This window comes from Bacillus mesophilus (genome assembly GCF_011008845.1).
Lineage (GTDB): Bacteria > Bacillota > Bacilli > Bacillales > SA4 > Bacillus_BS > Bacillus_BS mesophilus.
The window spans coordinates 224,602-246,234 of the sequence record NZ_JAAIWM010000001.1 but is presented as its reverse complement, the minus strand read 5'-3'; the positions used below and the strand labels follow the sequence as shown (position 1 = coordinate 246,234).

Below are 21,633 nucleotides of genomic sequence, written 5' to 3'. Positions count from 1 at the left end.
CCTCCTGTTTTTTAAAAAAAACAAGAGGGACTTTATTGTGACAAAGGAGCTGAGTACTTGAAGAAAATCTTGATTGCTAACCGCGGAGAAATAGCCCTTCGTATCATAAAAACATGTAAGAAGGTTGGTATTGAAACTGTAGCTATTTATTCAGAAGCTGATGCCTCTTTACCATATGTTAAGGAAGCAACCATTTCCTACTGTATTGGAGAACCGCCTGTTCAAAAATCTTATCTAGATGCTGACAAGATCATTGAGATTGCAAAAAAAGAACAGGTTGATGCCATTCATCCAGGCTATGGGTTCTTGTCGGAAAACGCTACATTCGCCCAGAAGGTCGAGGACAATGGAATAACATTTATTGGCCCGAGCGCTTCCATCATTTCTAAGATGGGTGATAAGATCCTCGCGAGACAGACTATGAAACAAGCGGGAGTTCCCGTTGTACCGGGTAGTGACTTCGGATTGAAAAGCCTTGAAGAGGTTGTCCAGGTAGCTGGTGAAATTGGATACCCTGTCATGTTAAAGGCAAGTGCCGGGGGCGGCGGAGTAGGTATGCAAAAATGTGATAATGAGGAAATGTTAACAAAAGCATATCAATCTACCAAGGCAAGAGCAAAGGCTTATTTTGGGAATGATGAACTGTTCTTAGAAAAGTTTATTTCTAATGCTAGACACATTGAAGTTCAAATTGTAGGGGATTCGTTTGGGAATGTGATTCACTTATTTGAACGCGATTGTTCGATTCAAAGAAGAAACCAAAAGGTGATTGAAGAAGCACCAAGTCCGTTCTTAAGTGAATCAACCAGAGCAGAGTTGTATTCAAAAGCAGTCCTAGCAGCAAAGGCAGTTAATTATGAAAATGCAGGGACCGTTGAATTTGTAATGGATGATCAAGAACAGTTCTATTTCCTAGAGATGAATACTAGATTACAAGTGGAGCATCCCGTAACAGAAATGATTACGAACATAGATCTTGTAGAATGGCAGCTCTTAATTTCAATGGGTAAACCATTACCTCTTACTCAGGAAGCTGTTAACGGATTAGGACATGCAATAGAGTTTCGATTATATGCAGAAGATCCAAATACCTTTTTGCCATCTCCAGGTCATATAAATGAATTTAATTATTCATTGACTGATGGAGTGCGTGTTGATTATGGTTATCTAGGGGACAACGCGGTTACTACCTTTTATGATCCTATGATTGCAAAGGTCATTGTTCATGGTCATGATCGTGAACAGGCAATAAAAAAGGCATCTGAATTTTTCAATAACCTTTCAATCACAGGGATAAAACACAACGGTCCTTTATTTGAAAAAATAATACAAGATGAACAATTTATGAGTGGTCACTACACAACAGCCTATTTAAAAAAATAGAGCTAAATTATTGGAGGAATAGATGATGAAAGAAATTACTGCAACAATGGCCGGTACGGTATTAAATGTCCTAGCTGAGGTAGGACAGAATGTTACGATTGGCGATGAATTATTAATCCTTGAATCTATGAAAATGGAAATACCTGTTGAAAGTACAAATACAGGAGAAGTAACCGAAATTAAAGTGACAATTGGAGATTTTGTAAATGAGGGAGACGTACTAATCGTCATGAAATAACACAAAGTGGGGAGAGAACAAATGTGAGTAAAACGATACAGATTGAACAAAATCTTTATGAAAAACGTGCCACTCTTCATGCTGGAGGTGCCGAAAAATATCATGAGAAACTAAGAGAACAAAATAAATTATTTGTCCGTGATCGTTTACAGCTACTATTTGACGGTGGCGAATTTGTAGAAGACGGTTTATTTGCCAACAACAGTGCCTCGGATTTACCAGCAGATGGAGTGGTAACAGGAACAGGGAAAATAAATGGAAAAACGGTTTGCGTAATGGCTAATGATTCCACTATAAAAGCAGGATCATGGGGAGCCCGAACGGTTGAAAAAATCATTAGAATTCAGGAAACTGCTGAGAAGTTAAGGGTTCCACTACTTTACCTTGTGGATTCAGCGGGTGCGAGAATCACTGACCAGCTTGATATGTTTCCAAACCGACGCGGAGCCGGGAAGATTTTTCATAATCAGGTAAAGCTATCAGGAATGATTCCACAAATTTGTATTCTATTTGGGCCTTCAGCAGCAGGTGGAGCATATATCCCTGCGTTTTGTGATATTGTCATAATGGTTGAAAATAATGCTTCCATGTACTTAGGTTCGCCTCGTATGGCAGAAAAAGTTATTGGAGAAAAGGTCTCTTTAGAGGAGATGGGTGGCGCACGTATGCACTGTAGCATTAGTGGATGTGGCGATGTACTTGCTAAGGACGAACATGAGGCGATTGCTTATGCAAGAACTTACTTAGACTACTTTCCTCTTAATTATAAGGAGAGAACACCTTTGTTTGACAGTGTGGCCCCTGTTGAAGGAAGAAGCCTAACTGAAATTATACCTGAAAACCAAAATGCACCGTTTGATATGTACGAAGCAATCTCTACGTTAATTGATGAGAATAGTTTCTTCGAAATCAAGAAGCTTTTCGCTTCTGAAATCATAACTGGACTAGCGAGAATTGATGGTAGAACAGTTGGGATTATTGCTAATCAACCTAAGGTAAAGGGTGGAGTACTGTTTGTTGATTCAGCGGATAAGGCTGCTAAGTTCATCACGCTATGCGATGCCTTCCACATTCCATTATTGTTCTTAGCAGATGTTCCAGGATTTATGATTGGTACGAAGGTTGAGCGAGCTGGGATCATTCGTCATGGTGCTAAATTGATTGCAGCAATGAGCTCAGCTACCGTACCGAAAATATCTGTAATTGTTAGAAAGGCCTATGGTGCTGGCTTATATGCTATGGCAGGCCCTGCCTTTGAACCAGATTGCTGCATTGCCTTACCAACTGCTCAGATAGCCGTAATGGGTCCTGAAGCAGCTGTAAATGCTGTCTACTCAAATAAAATTAATGAAATTGAAGATCCGAAAGAAAAAATTCAATTTATACAGCAAAAACAACAGGAATATAAAGAACATATCGATATTTATAAGCTAGCATCTGAAATGATTATTGACGATATAGTAGCTGCTTCTGAACTAAGGGATGTACTCATTCAAAGATTTGATCAATATTCATCAAAAGAACTACCTTTACCAGAACGAAAACACCCAGTTTATCCAGTATAAGACTATTTTGAACTGCACCCCAATTGTTAGATGTTACGAACAATTGGAGGTGCAGTTTTTCTTTCCTATCATAGGTTTTATCCTAAAGAATTGTACTTTAGAAGGCTTGTGTCTTTTGTATATGTTTCCTTTATTGTTTAGGAAATTATAAAAGTTTACCACTTGCGGATAGATAAGGCTATTGCATAGTAATCCAGCTCCAGCGCCCAGCCAAGATGAAATTGCGATGATCTTTGCAATTTCATCCTACCTCGAGGGAAAAAGGAAGTACACTTTTTCCTAGGTCAAATAACCCTGGAAGAATAAAAGGGAAGAGCACCTTTTGTTCTTAAAAAACTGCAAAATGCTTAGAAAATTTGTTACTATATAAGTGGCATAATGAAAAGGGAGATTGTATATGAACATTGGGATTATTGGAGGAGGCTCAATTGGTCTTCTATTTGCTAGTTATCTAGCTGAAAATGGACATGCTGTCACTTTATATACAAAAACAGAGGAACAAGCAATACTTCTACAAACGGAAGGTATTCTGTTACAGAAAGATGCGTCCCAATCTCGTCTCCATGTTGATGCGCATGTAATTACCCAAGGAATTCGAGATCACGATTTACTTATAATAACAGTAAAGCAGTATCATCTATCTTCGCTAACTCCGATTTTATTATCATTACCATCTAGGATCCCTTTGTTGTTTGTTCAAAATGGAATGGGTCATCTTAATTTGTTAGAAAGACTACCTCAAGCCAATATTATGGTGGGAATCGTTGAACATGGTGCCTTAAGGAGAAATAGCAATACGGTTGTTCATAGTGGAGAAGGAGTAACTAAAGTAAGTGTATTTAGAGGTGCTGAATTCAATAAGGAATTGTTTAGTGATGCTTGTTCCAATCCTTCTTTCCCGGTAGAAGTCAAGCAGGATTGGTATGAAATGTTGATTACAAAGCTAGTTGTAAACTCAATGATTAATCCTTTAACAGCTCTATTACGAGTTGAAAATGGACAGCTTTTATCGAACCCCCATTTTTATCAATTATTTACAAACCTTTATCAAGAAATCGTTAAGATATTAAAGCCTGATAACCCGAACGATTGGTGGGAAATCGTTGTATCGGTTTGTAAAAAGACAGCAAAAAATAGATCTTCAATGTTACGAGATATTGAGCAATTAAAAGAAACGGAAATTGATGGTATTATAGGTTACTTCCATACTCTTCCGACATACTCCGATAATGATACACCAATACTTGATTTCCTATATACAGCGGTAAAAGGTCTAGAAAACTAAAGGAGGGGATAATATGACTTCCCTTTTGGCTTGGATTTTTGCAACAATTATCACTGTTCCGTTACTGGGCTTTGTACTAGTGTTTAGTATTTTACGGCTAGTGGTGGATCAAAAAAGGCGAGCTTTTCACTACTCGATTGATATCACAACCTTATTACTTATTATATCTGTATATTTTTTAGGACAAGTCGTTTTTGGTATTTCTTTATTTGCACATATTTTAATTTTCACTTTAGTACTTGCTATTATTTTTGTTTTTATAAATTGGAAAATAAATGAGGAAGTTAAGATTAACAAGGTAATCAAAGGGGTTTGGCGTTGTAATTTCCTAGTCTTTTTGGTCATTTATCTTGTATTCATTGTATATGGGATCGTAGAAAGAGTTTGGGAATTATAAATACATAAGCAACTTTTTTCCTTTTTATAGAACCAGATGCTATACTCTAGAAAGAAAATTCTAGAGACTCTAGAAAGGAAGGACTGTCATGGAGATTCATGAACATGTACTACCAGTAACGAATTTGTTAGTAAAAGACTACCTAGGTAACAGTTTACATAGCTCTTCCTTTTTTCATTACTCTCCTTATCAAGAGCAATCTTATATAGATAGACTGAATGAACTGAAGCAGTATCGTTTTCCTAGAAAAGAACTGGTAGAACATTTACTAGTATTTAACCAAAAATATAATGCAGATGAAAAAACGATTCATAATATTAATAAGTTAGAGGATCCAAGCAGTGTAGTAGTCGTGGGAGGACAACAGGCAGGTTTGCTAACTGGCCCCTTGTACACGATTCATAAAATTATTACCATCATTCAACAGGCAAAACGATTAGAAGAGCAGCACAAGATCCCTGTTGTTCCTGTATTTTGGATTGCAGGAGAAGATCATGACTTTCCAGAAATTAATCATACATATGCTGAAGTAAATGGGAAAATGAAGAAGCATGCTTTAAACCAAAAGTGGCCGAATAAGCATTCAGTAAGTGATGTTCAGCTTGACCGTGTGGCCTGTATGGAGTGGATTAACGAATTATTCCACTTTTATGGTGAAACTTCATATACAAAAGATATTTTAAGAGAAATTAACGATTGTCTTGATTCATCAAATACTTACATAGATTTCTTTGCACAATTACTTTTCTTAATGTTTAGAGATACGGGACTAGTTTTGGTTGATTCAGGTAACAAACAGCTTAGGTCAATAGAGGTACCCTTTTTTCAACAAATGATCGAGAAAAATGATACTATTGATTTGTCATTAAGAAGACAACAAGCACGATTAATTGCAAGTGATTTTAATTTAATGATAGAAAGCGAAGAAGGTTCCGCTCATATTTTTTTTCATTTGAACGGTGAGAGAATATTGTTAGAACGTAAGGAGATTGACGGAAAGATCTATTTTCAGGGTAAGCATAACGAATGTAGATTTACAAAAGAAGAAATCCTATCAGTTGTAAAAACTAAAGCTGATTGTTTTAGCAATAATGTGGTGACTCGTCCACTTATGCAAGAGCTTATGTTTCCGACACTAATGTTCGTTGCAGGTCCTGGTGAGATTGCTTATTGGGCAGAACTCAAGGAAGTGTTTGAAAGTTTAGGTCGCAAAATGCCACCTGTTTTTCCAAGGCTAATGGCAACGTTAATGACTGGTTCTGTGTCTCGAGAAATACAGGAGTTAAAACTAGAGGTTCAAAGCGTTCTTACACAGGGGGTTGTCAAGGAAAAGCAACAATTTCTAAATAGTCTACATAATACTAAAATTCGTAGTGAGATTAGCAAACTAAAAGTCGTTTTAGAAGACCACTATAAAGCTTTAAGTGAATCTGCAAGTGAAATACATGACAGCTTAGTCCAAATGGTTTCTAAAAACGAATTGATAATTCATAATCAGCTCGATTTTATAGAACAGGAATTCTATAAACAAGCACAGCGGAAAAATGAAATAATGATTCATCGTTATGATCGAATCCAGGATCTAATCAGACCAGAAAACCATCCACAGGAAAGAATGCTGAATGTGTTCTATTTTATAAACTTATTTGGATTTGATTTAATTAAGCAAATGGTTGAAGAGACAACTTCTTCAGAATATACCCATAAAGTATTACATCTATAATACAAAAAGACCCTTCTTTTGATGAGAAGGGTCTTTTTTTGTCTAGGAAGATCAAGAAATGGGGGTTTACTTACAAAAAAGTCGATAAAAAATTTACATAAATCCCCTTTACCCTATTGCAGTAAATGCAATTATAGGAGAAAATAGTACATATTAGTGGTGAATTGTGGTGGAAAGTGGTTAGTTAGGGGTAGAAAGTGGGTGCAAGGGCATGTTTATGGGCGAATATCATCACAACATAGATACGAAAGGTCGTATTATTGTTCCGTCCAAATTTAGAGATGGTCTTGGTACTACATTTATCCTAACTAGAGGGCTAGACAAGTGTTTATTTGGTTACCCATTAGACGAATGGAAAACACTTGAAGAAAAGCTGAAATCACTTCCTTTAACAAAAAAGGATGCCCGTTCGTTTACTCGATTTTTCTTTTCAGGGGCAATTGAATGTGAAGTAGACAAGCAGGGGAGAATAAATATATCCGCTCCACTCTTGCAATATGCCGGACTCGAAAAAGAATGTGTTGTGATCGGAGTTTCAAATCGCGTTGAAATTTGGAGTAAATCTGGTTGGGAAGAAGTCTTCTCTGATTCTGAAGAGTCTTTTGCAGATATTGCGGAAAATTTAATTGGATTTGATATCTAGTTATATAAGTGCGTGTTCAAAATGGAGGGAGAATTAAGCCAACGAAGAATTTTCCTGGAATGTTGAACAACGTCTACAAAGAATCTACTACAGAATTTGGGGTGCTTCTAATGTTCGAACATAAAACGGTTTTATTAGATGAGGCAGTTGATGGCTTAAATATTAAGCCAGATGGCCTATATGTTGATTGTACACTAGGTGGAGCGGGGCATAGTTTAGCCATTGTTTCTAAGCTAACGAAAGGTGGCACACTTTTCGCATTTGATCAAGATAGCTTGGCCATTGAGCACGCAAAGGAAAAGTTAAAAAGCTATCAGGATCAAGTGGTATTGATTAAAAGTAATTTTCGTTATCTGAAGGATCGATTAGCAGAATTAGATATACATAAGGTAGATGGAATCGTATTCGATTTAGGTGTATCTTCACCTCAATTGGATCTACCAGAGCGAGGCTTCAGTTATCATAACGATGCGCCTTTAGATATGAGGATGGACCAAGATTCTGATCTCTCAGCATACGATATAGTAAACCACTGGCCTTATGAAAAGTTAGTTAGAATCTTTTTTCATTACGGTGAAGAGAAATTTTCAAAACAAATTGCGAGAAAAATTGAAGCTTATCGTGAGAAAAAACAGATTGAGACAACCTTAGAATTAGTGGAAATCATTAAAGACGCTATCCCAGCTCCCGCAAGGAGGACAGGCGGCCATCCGGCAAAGCGAGTCTTTCAAGCTATCAGAATTGCGGTAAATGATGAATTGCAAGCTTTCGAGGATACTTTAAAGGATGCAATTTCCATTATAAAAAAAGGTGGCAGAATTAGCGTGATTACGTTCCATTCTTTAGAAGATCGGATTTGTAAAACGATTTTTAAAGAAGAAGCTAGTGGCCCTCAATTACCTCATGGTTTACCCATGATTCCAGAGGAATATCAACCAAATATAAAATTAGTAAATAGAAAGCCTATTATACCGACTGAAGAAGAGATTGAAGAAAACAAACGTGCACGTTCGGCTAAGCTGAGAATTGCCGAAAGAGTGAAGTAAAAACAAAGGGGAGGCAGAAAAATGAGCAACTTAGCCTATCAAATTCAACAACGACGAAAAATAGAAGAACAGCAGCAACAGCAACATTCTACCGCAGTAACTAAGAAAAAACTAAAAGTTACCTTCGGAGAGAAAGTCCTTTTCCTTATGTTCACTGTATTGGTTTTAATTGGAAGTATCGTGATGGTGTCAAATAGTGCTAAAATATATTCTGTGAATGGTGAAATTAGTTCACTTCAATCATCAATTGATACACAAGCAAAAGTTAATGCCGACCTCGAACTTCAGGTGATGGAACTAAGTACATACGAACGAATCTGGGCGAAGGCTCATGAGCTTGGGTTAATGTTAAATGAGAACAATGTGAAGATAGTCCAAGACTAAATGAATTTGTGAGTGTGGTATAAATGAAAACTAAAAGTAACAACATAAATAAAGGAGCAGCTATCTTTTCAGTAATTTTTGGCTCGCTCTTTTTTCTTATAGCTTTGCGTTTTCTGTATATCCAAATAACAGGAACAGTTGATGGACATGAGCTTCCTGTCATGGCAGAGGAGAAGTACACTCAATCTACGATTCTTGAAGCAGATAGAGGAAGTATTCTTGATCGAAATGGTATTGCCATTGCACAGGATACGCCAGCTTATACTGTTGTTGCGATATTGGATGAGAGGCATTCAAAAGACTCTAAGGTAATTCGACATGTAACAGACGTCAAGGAAACAGCCGAGCAGCTGGCTCCGTTAATCAATATGACCGAGGAAAGTCTGCTAAGTCTTTTAGAAAGAGGTGTCGAGCGAGATAGCTATCAGGTTGAGCTAGGTCCAGGAGGACGAGGGATTAGCTATCAACTCATGCAGAAAATTCAAGCGCTAGAACTACCGGGTATCATATTCGAAAAAGAAAAGAAACGCTATTATCCAAATGGGAATTTTGCTACACATGTTATCGGTTTTGCCAAGAAGAACGATCAAGATGTAGTGGTTGGTAAACAAGGACTCGAGCGTACTCTAGAAGATTATCTCAAAGAAGAGGATGGAATGAGAGTCTATAAAAGGGATCGAAACGGTATAACTCTCCCTACTAAAGACGATGTAGTTCCACCTAAAAATGGGTATAATGTATATTTAACCATTGATCAAAAAATTCAAACCTTCTTAGATGATTCAATGAATCGAGTGATGAAGGAATATGAGCCAGAAAATATAATTGGTATCGTTGCAGATCCAAAAACGGGCGCAGTATTGGCTATGAGCTCTAGACCTAGTTATGATCCCAACGATATTCCAGCTAATGCCTATATGCTGAATGATGCGATAGCTTCACGATTCGAGCCAGGCTCAACGATGAAAATGTTTACGCTTGCCGCTGCAATAGAAGAAGGAGTATTTGACCCGAATGAAAAGTATAAATCAGGATCCTTCACGGTTGGACCTAGTACTATTAGAGATCATTTTAGAGGTGGCTGGGGAACTATATCCTATTTAGAAGGTTTTCAACGTTCCTCGAATGTGGCAATGGCTAACCTTGTGATGAATAAGATGAATGGTGACGATCGACTACTAAACTATTTAACTAGCTTTGGTTTTAGCGAGCCAACCGGCATAGATCTACCTGGGGAAGTCTCAGGTCAAATTCTATACAATTATCCTATTGAAAAGGTAACCACATCGTTTGGACAAGGAACTACTGTGACACCAATTCAACAGATTCAAGCTGCCACGGCAATTGCGAATGGTGGTAAAATGATGCAACCTTATATAATTGATAAGATAGTAGAATCAACAACTAATAAAGTCATTGAGGATCGTGAACCAATAGAAGTAGGCACTCCGATTTCAGAGCAAACAGCTAACCAAGTGTTAGATATACTTGAGACGGTAGTATCGTCTGAAAATGGGACCGGTAAGCCTTATCGAATAGAGGGCTATCAAATTGCTGGTAAAACAGGTACAGCACAGATTCCAGATCCAAATGCTGAAAACACCAAGAGTAAATACCTTACTGGTCACGGAAATAACGTCTTTTCCTTTTTAGGAATGGCACCAAAAGAAGACCCAAAGCTACTGGTATATATTGCAGTGTCCAAGCCAAAGCTGACAATTCACGAATCAGGCTCACAACCTGTATCAGCAATTTTCAATAGTGTTGTTAAAAATAGTTTGCAATACTTAAAGATCCAACCGACATTGGATGAAAAGGCTGAGAAATCGAAATCTGATGACCAAAAGGTGGGGTTAGAACTTCCTTCTTATCAACATAAGGATGTAAAAAGTGTTGTGGATGATTTAACAAACAAGCAGCTCCAAGCTGTAGTCATTGGTGACGGAGCAAACATTCTTTCCCAAGCTCCTTATGCTACAAGTGAAGTGATACCTGGTGAAAAAATACTATTAAAAACAGATGGTGCCTATACAATGCCTGATTTAACCGGTTGGTCATTGCGAGATGTCATGAAGTTAAGTAGTCTCTTTAACCTAAAGGTAAATTTGTTGGGCTCAGGATATGTGATAAATCAAAATATCCCAGTGAATGCCGAGATAAAAGAAGGAGATCAGCTCATCATAGAGCTAACTCCACCTAATGCACAACAAAAACCGTCTAGTACTCAGAGTGAAGAAGAAACTGATGAACCACAGGATTAAGTTAAGTGCAAGGAAACTTCCTATTTTTTATAGGGAGTTTTTTTCTATTAGAAAGGTTAATTACTTTTTTTATTAGTCATGAACTATAATTACATCCAGCTTGCTTGCTTAATTTTTGGAACCAAACAAGACTCCCCAAATGACTCTTCTTATCATAGACCTCCTCATAAGAAACTGAGTACTTATAACTCATATCTAGCGTTCTAATCCAAACGGTACAAGCATAAGATGAAACGAGCCATGCTTATATACAAGCTATTACCTCACTTACTTCTAGTAAAGTCATAATAAAGGGTCAAAGTGAAAGTATGACTCTTTTTTACTATTTATCACTATTTCTATCCTAAGGCCAAGCTATTTGTGCTTTTATAAGTTAATCAAAAAATACTTTCTTATTGCATAAAAAAGACAGGTAATTCCAGTGTTAAGGAACTTGGAACTTACTATGTCTTTCTAACAGGGGAGGAACTTTAAGGATGCGTGTATCGAATGTGACGGTCAGAAGAAGACTGATTATTGTTTTAACAGTAGGTGTTCTTCTATTTTCGGTGATTGATATTAGGTTGGGATTTGTACAATTTTGGATTGGTGATTGGCTAACTGAGCGTGCGAAGAATTCCTGGAGTCGTAACATTCCTTTTGAACCTGAACGAGGTGAGATTCTAGATCGAAATGGTGTGCCACTCGCTACTAATATAAGTGCTCCAACCGTTTATGTGATGCCAAGACAATTAGAAAACCCTTCAGAAGCTGCTGGACAGCTTGCGACAACACTAGGCGTCTCGGAAAAAAAGATGTATGAATATATGACGAAAAATTCTTCCATTGTAAAAATTAATGAAGCAAGAAAAATATCTCATGAAAAGGCACGTGAGATACAATCGCTTGAGCTTAAAGGTGTGTATATTGCCGAGGATTCAAAGCGGCATTATCCAAATGGTAGTTATTTATCACATGTCCTAGGATTTGCAGGAATTGATAATCAGGGCCTAATGGGACTAGAACTATATTATGATGAGGAGTTGAAAGGGGAGAAAGGAAGCCTCCAACCGTATATTACGGCAAAAGGACAACCGATGCAAAATCTTTCAGCTGATTATGACCCACCTGAAGATGGTTTAAATCTTAAACTAACAATAGATTCTAAAGTTCAAACAATTATCAACCGCGAGCTTGATATCGCAGAAGCTAAATATAATCCAGATGGATTAATCGCCATTGCGATGGATCCTAAAACTGGTGAAATTTTAGGGATGGATAGTCGACCAAACTTTGATCCTGCTAATTTCCGTGAAGTTCCTCAAGAGATATACAATAGAAATTTACCTGTTTGGAGTACATATGAACCTGGATCAACCTTTAAGATTATTACTCTAGCAGCTGCTTTAGAGGAGAAGGAAGTTGACTTACAGAAAGAAGAGTTTAACGATTCAGGATCTGTAAAGGTAGGCGGAGCCACTCTTCATTGTTGGAAAAGAGGGGGACATGGCCATCAATCATTCTTGGAAGTCGTCCAAAACTCTTGTAACCCAGGCTTTGTTGAGCTTGGTGAACGTCTAGGAAAAGAAAGATTGTTTAACTATATTAAGGATTTTGGATTTGGGCAAAAAACCGGTATTGACCTACAAGGAGAAGGTAAAGGGATTTTGTTTAATATAGACCGTGTAGGTCCTGTTGAACAAGCAACTACGGCTTTCGGTCAAGGAGTATCCGTTACTCCTATTCAACAGGTGGCCGCTGTTGCAGCAGCTGTTAATGGTGGAAACTTATATACACCTTATATCGCAAAGGAATTTATTGATCCTACAACCGGGAAAGTCGTTAGTAGAAATACTCCACAATTGAAAAGGCGAGTCATATCTGAAGAAACTTCTAAGCAGGTAAGGCATGCTCTTGAGAGTGTTGTTGCTCTAGGAACAGGGAAAAATGCTTTTGTTGAAGGGTACCGTGTAGGTGGAAAAACAGGAACAGCGCAGAAGGTTAAGGACGGTAAATATATGGAAAATAACCATATAGTCTCTTTTATCGGCTTTGCTCCTGCAGATGACCCTCAAATCGTGATTTATGTAGCAGTTGATAATCCAAAGGGGACACTACAGTTTGGAGGTATTGTTGCTGCTCCGATTGTTGGAAGTATTATAGGAGATAGTCTAAGAGCACTTGAGGTTGAACCAAGAAAAGGTCAAATAGAGAAGGAAGCTAGACCATATCTAGACCCAGTTATGGTAGAAGTACCAAACATCATCGGACTAACAAAGAGTGAAATTGCTCAGCAGTACTACAATTTCAAGCTCGATTTAGAAGGTGAAGGAGATGTCATCATACAGCAATCTCCACCAAGTGGTGAAAAGGTAGAGGAAGGTTCTACTATACGAGCATTACTAGGGAACTCCAACAAAAAGAAAGAAGAAACCGTGGAGTAAATCCATGGTTTCTTTTTCTATATAACTTCATGTAAAATAGTAAAGGATGTCTTTTTTTAGATTCTTTTCTTAAAGAGCGATTCTTTCTATTGTGAATTTGTGGAATGGAGCGGAAAATAAGTACTTGGGGCGCAATGAAACGAACACGAATCTATAAACAACAATATAGAAGTTGAGGCAACAAAAGAGTAACTAAAACAAAACAAGCTTTATTTGAAGAAAATAGTTTACACTTTCCTAGTAAGCTAAAAAGAGAGGGATTTTTGCATGAATTTACAATCATTAATTAACCAGTTACACTTTTACACCTATGATTCAAAAGAAAATCCCGTTATTACTTCAATTGAAATGGATTCAAGAGAAGTAAAACCTGGGAGCTTATTTATTTGCATTAAAGGATACACCGTTGATGGTCATGATTATGTTCAACAGGCGATCGATAAAGGTGCAGTAGCGGTTATTGCTGAAAAACCTTTACAGGTTAATGTCCCTGTTGTACTTGTTTCTGATACAAAGCGAACCATGGCTATTTTAGCTGATTTCTTCTATGAACACCCAACTCAAGGCCTTCAGTTAATCGGAGTTACTGGAACAAATGGTAAAACCTCAACCACTCATATGATTGAGCAAATAATCCAAGCAGCAGATAAGAAAACAGGATTAATTGGAACCATACATACAAAAATAGGTGATCAAGTTTTTGAAGCGAAGAACACGACTCCAGAATCGCTAACGCTACAAAAAACCTTTTCACAAATGAAGCAAGCTAAGGTAGATACGGCCATTATGGAGGTTTCTTCACATGCTCTAGACTTAGGGAGAGTTCATGGCTGTGATTTTGACATAGCTGTTTTTACAAACTTGACACAAGACCACCTAGATTACCATGAAACGATGACAGAATATCGTCGAGTGAAGGGCCTGTTGTTTGCTCAGCTAGGTAATACATTTCATTCAGATAAGAAAAAGTATGCTATTTTAAACTCAGATGACTTGGCTTCAGATGAATACAAGCGAAGCACAGCTGCTCATGTTATTACATATGGAATAAGAGAACAAAGTAATGTGATGGCTAAGGATATAAAAATGAATAATTCCGGTACTTACTTTACCCTATTGCTTGGAAACGAAGTGTATCCTGTTCAGGTTAAGCTTGTTGGTCTCTTTAATGTTTACAATGTCTTAGCGGCTATAGCAGCGTGTACGGCTGCAGAAATAGCTATTGAGACGATTCTATCAACATTGGAAAAGCTTGAGGGAGTTCAGGGCAGGTTTGAACTTGTACAGGCAGGTCAGGAATTTGCAGTAGTAGTAGATTATGCACATACACCTGATAGCTTAGAGAATGCGATAAAAACAGTAAAAGAATTTGCTCAAGGAACGGTATATACGATTGTAGGCTGTGGAGGAGATCGGGACAAAACAAAACGACCGCTTATGGCTAATATTGCGACAACGTATTCGGATGTAGCCATTTTCACATCTGACAATCCTAGATCTGAAGATCCCATTCAAATATTAAAGGATATGGAAGCAGGGGTTAAAGAGGGAAGCTATCAAACCATTGTAAGTCGTGAAGAAGCAATTGGTGTTGCTATAAATGCAGCAAATAAAGGTGATGTCATTCTGATTGCTGGTAAGGGTCATGAAACCTACCAACAAATTGGTAAAGAAGTCTTTGATTTTGATGATAGAGAAGTTGCGAGTAGGTTAATAAAGGGGAGATTAAAAGAATGTTAACTTTGGCTGATGTGAAGAAGGACTGCCCACTTCAAAGAGGGCTACAGTTGGATGATGTTGGAATTAATATCGTCTATTGTGACCCTGATTTATCTGTTTCCAAAGGTCTCTATCTTCCATTAGCATTACATGCCGAGGAAAATAAGGAGAGTTTAAAAAATGCGCTAAACAACGGTGCTATTGCTACGTTGTGGAGAAAAGAACATAGTCTCCCAAAGTTTCTTCCAACACACTTTCCTGTATTTATTGTAGAAGACCCTCTGGAGTCAATTGAAGTAGTCATTAAGAACTACCTTCACTCACTTGCTTTGAAAGGAACTAACACTGTGGATACCAAATTTTCATTTTCTATGACTAATACACATATAGATGATAATATATCATATGTTGATTCACTAAAAGACACCATTATAAACCTAACAAACAGAATTGAATCTGTTAACTCTGAAATGATTTTTCAAAAGCAAGGAGGAGAGGAACAATGATAGAACAAGTAATATTAATCACCATTATCATGGCTTTTCTAATATCTGTTCTTCTATCTCCCATTTTTATTCCCTTTTTAAGAAGATTAAAATTTGGCCAAAGTATTAGGGAGGAGGGACCACAATCACATCAGAAGAAGTCAGGAACACCTACTATGGGTGGCTTGATGATTCTACTAGCAACAATTGTAACAACCTTGATTGTGACCTATCAATTCTCGACTCCATCTATTGAAGTACTTTTACTTTTGTTTGTGACAATTGGTTATGGAATTCTTGGCTTTTTAGATGACTATATTAAGGTAGCTATGAAGAGAAACTTGGGTTTAACTTCTAAACAGAAGTTAGTAGGCCAAATTCTGATTGCCATAATCTTCTTTATTATTTTTATTCAGTATGATTTTTCTACTGTTGTGGGAATTCCGGGAACAGATCTTTCATTTGATCTAGGTTGGTTTTACCTTGTATTTATTGTATTTATGCTAGTGGGTGGTTCTAATGCTGTTAACTTAACAGATGGGCTAGATGGATTACTTGCTGGAACGGCTGCTATTTCTTTTGGAGCCTTTGCAGTTCTTGCCTGGGGTCAGGGGCAATTTAATGTTGCAATCTTTTCGGTTGCAGTAGTCGGAGCTGTCCTAGGGTTCCTAGTATTTAATGCCCACCCAGCCAAAGTCTTCATGGGAGACACAGGCTCCTTAGCATTAGGTGGGGCAATTGCAGCTATTGCTATTCTAACAAAGCTTGAAATTCTCCTCGTTATTATTGGGGGAGTATTTGTTTTAGAAACTCTGTCGGTGATCATTCAGGTAATTTCGTTTAAAACAACAGGGAAAAGGGTCTTTAAGATGAGCCCTCTTCATCACCATTATGAATTAGTTGGGTGGTCGGAGTGGAGAGTGGTTGTCACTTTTTGGACTGTGGGTTTACTTTTCGCTGCTATTGGAATTTATATTGAGGTGTGGATGTAATTGAAAAATATACAATCTTATAAAGATAAACAAGTATTAGTGCTGGGCTTAGCCAAAAGTGGCTATGCCGCAGCGAAGCTCCTACAACAGTTAGGAGCTAACGTAGTGGTGAACGACATAAAACCTTTAGAGGAAAATGAATCAGCCCAATCCTTACAATCGATAGGGATTAGGGTTATTTGTGGTGAACATCCGCCAGAGCTAGTACATTCATCTCTTGCTGCGATCATAAAAAACCCAGGAATACCTTATTCAAACCCTCTCATCCAAAAAGCGGTTGAACTAAATATTCCGGTTCTAACTGAGATCGAATTAGCGTATCAGATCTCCGAAGCACCTTTTATTGGGATCACTGGGTCTAATGGTAAGACAACAACGACCACACTTATTTATGAAATGTTGCTAACAGGTAGAAAGAACCCTATTATTGCAGGGAATATCGGTACAGTTGCGTGTGAAGTCGTTCAAACAGCTTCACCGAGTGATTATGTTGTTACCGAGCTTTCATCCTTTCAATTGCTTGGTGTTCAAACTTTTCGTCCTAAAATTTCCGTGTTTTTAAATTTGTTTGAAGCTCATTTAGATTATCACGGTACAAAAAAGGAATATGGTAAAGCTAAATCAAATATTTTTATGAACCAGACTGAAGATGATTACTTAGTCCTAAATGCAGATGATTTAGAGGTTCAAACACTTGCAACAACATGTAAAGCAAGGAAGATCTTATTCTCTTCAAAGCAGGCTATCCCAAGTGGTGCATCAGTTATTGATGGTTTTATCAGTTATTGCGAGGAGAAAGTAATGAAAGTAGAGGAGATTGCTCTCCCAGGTCAACACAACTTGGAAAATATCTTAGCCGCAGTCTCAGTAGCTAAGCTAATTGGAATCGAAAATGATGCAATCAGTCATGTGTTAAAAACATTTACTGGAGTAAAGCATCGTTTACAATTTGTTACATCTATTCAGGACAGATTATTCTATAATGATTCAAAAGCAACCAATATTTTAGCTACTAGTAAGGCATTATCATCGTTTACCCAACCTACCATCCTTTTAGCGGGTGGACTTGATCGTGGAAATGAATTCGATGACTTAAAACCGTACCTTAAACATGTAAAAGCACTCGTTACTTTTGGTGAGACAGCTGAAAAATTAATAAGAATTGCAAAAGAAGTAGGGATTAAATCGATAGAACATGTCGATAATGTGGAACATGCAGTGCCTGTCGCTTACAAATTATCACAACCAAATGATGTAGTTTTATTGTCACCTGCTTGTGCAAGCTGGGATCAATATAAAACATTTGAAGTAAGAGGTGACATTTTTGTGGAGGCAGTGCATAGACTGAAGTAAGGGCTTGGCCTTTTATGGATAAATTGAAGGGCCTCTGTTTAGCATCATACATACTTTTTATAAATTTTGTTTATGTATGTCTGAGCGGTAATTGTCCTTAATTTAAGGACCTGAGGTGATCCACTTGCCGACAAAGAAATCAACACCAGATTTTTTACTCGTAGTGCTTACACTATTACTCTTAGCCATAGGAATGATAATGGTTTACAGTGCAAGTGCTGCGTGGGCAACCTATAAATTTGATGGAGATTCCTTTTTCTTTGCAAAGAGGCAATTGCTTTTTGCAGGACTAGGAGTCATCGCCATGTTTTTTATTATGAATATTGATTATTGGACATGGCGAACATGGTCTAAAGTTGTCCTTATTATTTGTTTTATTTTATTAGTTTTAGTTTTGATACCAGGAGTAGGGTTAGTCCGTGGTGGGGCAAGAAGCTGGATCGGGGTTGGGGCATTCTCTATTCAACCGTCTGAATTTATGAAGTTGGCCATGATTGCGTTCCTAGCTAAATATTTATCTGAAAACCAAAAGAAGATCACTTCATTAAGGCAAGGACTACTACCATCGCTAGCCTTAGTATTCTTTGCATTTGGTATGATCATGCTTCAGCCTGATTTAGGAACTGGTACAGTTATGGTTGGAACATGTATGGTCATGATTTTTGTTGCTGGTGGTAGAATCAGCCATTTCGTTGGTCTTGGCCTTATTGGGGTAGCTGGATTTGTAGGCCTTATTCTATCAGCTCCATATCGAATTAAACGTATTACTTCGTTTTTAGATCCATGGCAGGATCCATTAGGTAGTGGGTTCCAAATCATTCAATCCCTCTACGCCATTGGACCTGGAGGATTGCTAGGGTTAGGACTAGGTAAAAGTCGACAGAAATTCTTTTATCTACCTGAGCCTCAAACTGATTTTATCTTTGCCATCTTAGCAGAGGAACTGGGCTTTATTGGAGGCTCTCTTGTTATTTTATTATTTGCCTTACTACTATGGCGTGGTGTTAGAATTGCACTTGGTGCTCCAGATTTATTCGGAAGCTTCCTAGCGATTGGTATCATTTCAATGATTGCTATACAGGTGATTATAAATATTGGGGTTGTCATCGGTCTCATGCCCGTTACAGGGATTACACTTCCTTTCCTAAGTTATGGAGGCTCGTCCTTAACCTTGATGCTCATGGCAGTTGGAGTTTTATTAAATATTAGTCGATATGCGAGATATTAGTAGATACAAACCCTGTGTTAGTTAGCAGGGTTTTAGCTATTTTTTTGGGTAATAGGAAAGTATAAAATTTTTTGGAATCCCTTTTTAAACAGACTACCTTCTCATTTCCTAAAATAACGAAAACTAGTTAATGACAGATCGAAAGTGGAGGGAGAAACATGAAGGTTCTTATAAGTGGTGGAGGTACAGGAGGACATATCTATCCTGCACTCGCATTAATTAAAGAGATAAAAAAACAGGAGCCGAGCGCTTCTTTTTTATATATGGGTACAGAATTGGGATTAGAAAATAAAATCATAAGTCAAGAAGAAGACATTCCCTTTAAAGCTATTCATATCACAGGCTTTAAAAGGAAAGTTTCGATTGAAAATATAAAAACCATCTACCGCTTTTTAAAAGGTGTCCATGAAAGTAAAAAAGTTATTAAAAGTTTTAGACCAGATATTGTGATCGGAACTGGTGGGTATGTTTGTGGACCTGTAGTATATGCAGCAGCCAAACTAAAGGTTCCAACTGTCATACATGAGCAAAATAGTGTCCCTGGTTTAACAAATAAGTTTTTAAGTAGATACGTTGATCAGATTGCAATTTGCTTTAAGGAAGCTCTACCCTTTTTCCCTTCAAATAAGGTAAAATTAACAGGTAACCCTAGAGCTTCTGAAGTGATTCAGAATCAAGGTGTTGATAAAGAAATGCTTGGTTTGAATCCAAATAAAAAAACCGTCCTTATTGTAGGAGGAAGTAGAGGGGCAAGACCGATTAATGATACTTGCATTGCCGCACTTCCACAATTTAAACAACAAAAATATGAAGTTTTATATATTACTGGAGAAATACACTATGATAAAGTAAAAGAAGAGATTGAAAGAGAGGGTAACCCAACGAATATTATTGTAAAACCTTTTTTACATAATATGCCGGATTACCTTCAAAATGTTGATCTAATTGTCGCAAGAGCAGGAGCTACAACTTTGGCAGAAATCACTGCTTTGGGTGTCCCGAGTATATTAATACCAAGTCCCTATGTGACAAATAATCATCAAGAAAAGAATGCTGCTTCTTTAGAAAAAAATGGTGCCGCGGTATTACTTAGAGAATCTGAATTATCAGGTGAAACACTCCTTCATGAGATTCATGGTATAGTTGGAAATGAAGCAAAATGGAAAGAAATGAAGGGAAATGCCATTGAGCTAGGGATTCCTGATGCAGCAGATAAGCTATATCAACTAATTAAAAAACATACAAAATAAATCCGTAGAGGTTTAAGAAAAATAACGATGACTCTTGCCTAATTGCTTGCATACTATAAAGAAGACAAATAGGTTGGGTTTTCTGTTAGGAGGTCAACATGGAAAAATTAGCGAAACTACTTCAGGAAGCGAATGTAGGTAAAGTAGTGTTAGGTGAAGCCTTGGCGAATCACACAACGATGAAGATAGGTGGTCCAGCTGATTTATTTGTAGAACCATCTTCTGTTGAGGGATTAGAACGAACAATGAAACTAGTAAGAGAGCAGGGAGTTAATTGGAGAGCAATCGGTAGAGGCTCCAACCTTTTAGTTTCTGATCAGGGAATCGAGGGAGTCGTAATAAAGTTAGGGGACGGAATGGACTCCCTAGAAGTTAATGGTACAGAAGTAGTTGTTGAAGGGGGATATCCTTTAATAAAGCTAGCTACTGTTCTTTCCCGAAAAGGTTTAGCGGGCTTAGAGTTTGCTGGGGGAATACCAGGCTCATTAGGTGGAGCAGTTTATATGAATGCTGGTGCACATATGTCAGATATGTCAAAAATTGTTGAAAAGGCCTATGTTCTCTTTGAGGATGGTACATTTGAATGGCTTACAAATGAAGATTTAAAGTTTTCATATCGTACATCGGTTCTTCAAAAGGAGCGTCCCGGTATTTGTGTGAAGGCGGTACTGCAACTTAAAGAAGGCCAAACAGAGGAAATTAAATCGCAATTACAGAAAAACAAAGACTATCGTAGAGAAACACAGCCATGGAATTTCCCTTGTGCAGGTAGCATTTTTAGAAATCCGTTACCAGAGTATGCAGGTCAGTTGATTGAAAAAGCAGGATTAAAAGGCTACCAAATAGGTGGTGCTCAGGTTTCAGAAATGCATGCTAATTTCATCGTAAACAAAGAAAATGCGACGGCTGCTGATGTATTAAACTTAATTCAACATATAAAGAGTGAGATCAAAGAAAAATTTAATGTAGATATGCATACAGAAATTGAAATAATTGGTCGAAAATAATCCACTATCTAGTCCTATTATGATATAATTTAAACACGATGAGTTCTATATTAAGTAATAGAAACGGCATGGTAATCGTGCCGTTTTATTCCTTTCTAAATAGTTATAAATTAGGCTCTTTTGAACAAGATACCTTTCAGTAATTTGTAGTTGAGGGGTTATACATATAGCTATTAGGAGCCGAAAGTTAAAAATAGCTAAAAAAGGGTTAAAGTTATTCTATAAAACTTAACTCACAGAAAATGCGGTTC

General features: G+C 37.5%; 18 protein-coding genes. All 18 read left to right on the top strand.

The features are described from left to right. Positions 1–57 precede the first annotated feature (57 nt). Positions 58–1,383, top strand: a complete 1,326-nt coding sequence (locus G4D63_RS01195; protein ID WP_163176869.1) for an acetyl-CoA carboxylase biotin carboxylase subunit — start codon at positions 58–60, stop codon at positions 1,381–1,383. 25 nt (positions 1,384–1,408) lie between these two features. Next, positions 1,409–1,621 (top strand): biotin/lipoyl-binding carrier protein, encoded by a 213-nt coding sequence (locus G4D63_RS01190; protein ID WP_163178335.1) that lies wholly within the window; start codon positions 1,409–1,411, stop codon positions 1,619–1,621. Positions 1,622–1,644: 23 nt separating this feature from the next. Next, on the top strand, positions 1,645–3,186 hold the full coding sequence (locus tag G4D63_RS01185; RefSeq protein ID WP_163176867.1) for a carboxyl transferase domain-containing protein: 1,542 nt from the start codon (positions 1,645–1,647) through the stop codon (positions 3,184–3,186). A 397-nt stretch (positions 3,187–3,583) separates the two neighbouring features. Then, positions 3,584–4,471 (top strand): 2-dehydropantoate 2-reductase, encoded by an 888-nt coding sequence (locus G4D63_RS01180; RefSeq protein WP_163176865.1) that lies wholly within the window; start codon positions 3,584–3,586, stop codon positions 4,469–4,471. Between the two features lie 13 nt (positions 4,472–4,484). Beyond that, positions 4,485–4,868, top strand: a complete 384-nt coding sequence (locus G4D63_RS01175; protein ID WP_163176863.1) for a DUF3397 domain-containing protein — start codon at positions 4,485–4,487, stop codon at positions 4,866–4,868. Positions 4,869–4,956: 88 nt separating this feature from the next. Then, complete coding sequence (bshC, locus tag G4D63_RS01170; RefSeq protein ID WP_163176861.1) at positions 4,957–6,591, top strand: bacillithiol biosynthesis cysteine-adding enzyme BshC; 1,635 nt, start codon at positions 4,957–4,959, stop codon at positions 6,589–6,591. Positions 6,592–6,802: 211 nt separating this feature from the next. Further along, a complete protein-coding gene (mraZ, locus tag G4D63_RS01165; RefSeq protein WP_163176860.1) occupies positions 6,803–7,234 on the top strand; it encodes a division/cell wall cluster transcriptional repressor MraZ in 432 nt (143 codons plus the stop codon). A gap of 110 nt (positions 7,235–7,344) precedes the next feature. Then, positions 7,345–8,280 carry a 16S rRNA (cytosine(1402)-N(4))-methyltransferase RsmH gene (rsmH, locus tag G4D63_RS01160; protein ID WP_163176858.1) on the top strand — a complete coding sequence of 312 codons (936 nt, stop codon included), beginning with the start codon at positions 7,345–7,347 and terminating at the stop codon, positions 8,278–8,280. A gap of 21 nt (positions 8,281–8,301) precedes the next feature. Beyond that, positions 8,302–8,664, top strand: coding sequence for a cell division protein FtsL (ftsL, locus tag G4D63_RS01155; RefSeq protein ID WP_163176856.1), 363 nt, complete (start codon positions 8,302–8,304; stop codon positions 8,662–8,664). A gap of 23 nt (positions 8,665–8,687) precedes the next feature. Further along, on the top strand, positions 8,688–10,925 hold the full coding sequence (locus G4D63_RS01150) for a penicillin-binding protein (protein WP_163176854.1): 2,238 nt from the start codon (positions 8,688–8,690) through the stop codon (positions 10,923–10,925). 476 nt (positions 10,926–11,401) lie between these two features. Next, entirely contained in the window at positions 11,402–13,348 is a 1,947-nt protein-coding gene (locus tag G4D63_RS01145; protein ID WP_163176852.1) for a stage V sporulation protein D, read from the top strand. A gap of 267 nt (positions 13,349–13,615) precedes the next feature. Further along, positions 13,616–15,088 (top strand): UDP-N-acetylmuramoyl-L-alanyl-D-glutamate--2,6-diaminopimelate ligase, encoded by a 1,473-nt coding sequence (locus G4D63_RS01140; RefSeq protein ID WP_163176850.1) that lies wholly within the window; start codon positions 13,616–13,618, stop codon positions 15,086–15,088. Next, positions 15,082–15,573 carry a hypothetical protein gene (locus tag G4D63_RS01135; protein ID WP_163176848.1) on the top strand — a complete coding sequence of 164 codons (492 nt, stop codon included), beginning with the start codon at positions 15,082–15,084 and terminating at the stop codon, positions 15,571–15,573. Before G4D63_RS01140 ends, G4D63_RS01135 begins: the two co-directional genes overlap by 7 nt. Then, positions 15,570–16,544, top strand: coding sequence for a phospho-N-acetylmuramoyl-pentapeptide-transferase (gene mraY, locus G4D63_RS01130; protein WP_163176846.1), 975 nt, complete (start codon positions 15,570–15,572; stop codon positions 16,542–16,544). Before G4D63_RS01135 ends, mraY begins: the two co-directional genes overlap by 4 nt. Further along, complete coding sequence (gene murD, locus G4D63_RS01125) at positions 16,545–17,897, top strand: UDP-N-acetylmuramoyl-L-alanine--D-glutamate ligase (RefSeq protein ID WP_163176844.1); 1,353 nt, start codon at positions 16,545–16,547, stop codon at positions 17,895–17,897. A 124-nt stretch (positions 17,898–18,021) separates the two neighbouring features. Further along, the gene (gene spoVE, locus G4D63_RS01120; protein ID WP_163176842.1) at positions 18,022–19,125 is read left to right on the top strand and encodes a stage V sporulation protein E; all 1,104 of its coding nucleotides are present in this window, start codon (positions 18,022–18,024) and stop codon (positions 19,123–19,125) included. A 158-nt stretch (positions 19,126–19,283) separates the two neighbouring features. Further along, the gene (gene murG / locus G4D63_RS01115; RefSeq protein WP_163176840.1) at positions 19,284–20,375 is read left to right on the top strand and encodes an undecaprenyldiphospho-muramoylpentapeptide beta-N-acetylglucosaminyltransferase; all 1,092 of its coding nucleotides are present in this window, start codon (positions 19,284–19,286) and stop codon (positions 20,373–20,375) included. A gap of 98 nt (positions 20,376–20,473) precedes the next feature. Then, positions 20,474–21,382: a UDP-N-acetylmuramate dehydrogenase gene (gene murB, locus G4D63_RS01110; RefSeq protein WP_163176839.1), complete on the top strand. Its 909-nt coding sequence runs from the start codon at positions 20,474–20,476 to the stop codon at positions 21,380–21,382. Positions 21,383–21,633: the final 251 nt, after the last annotated feature.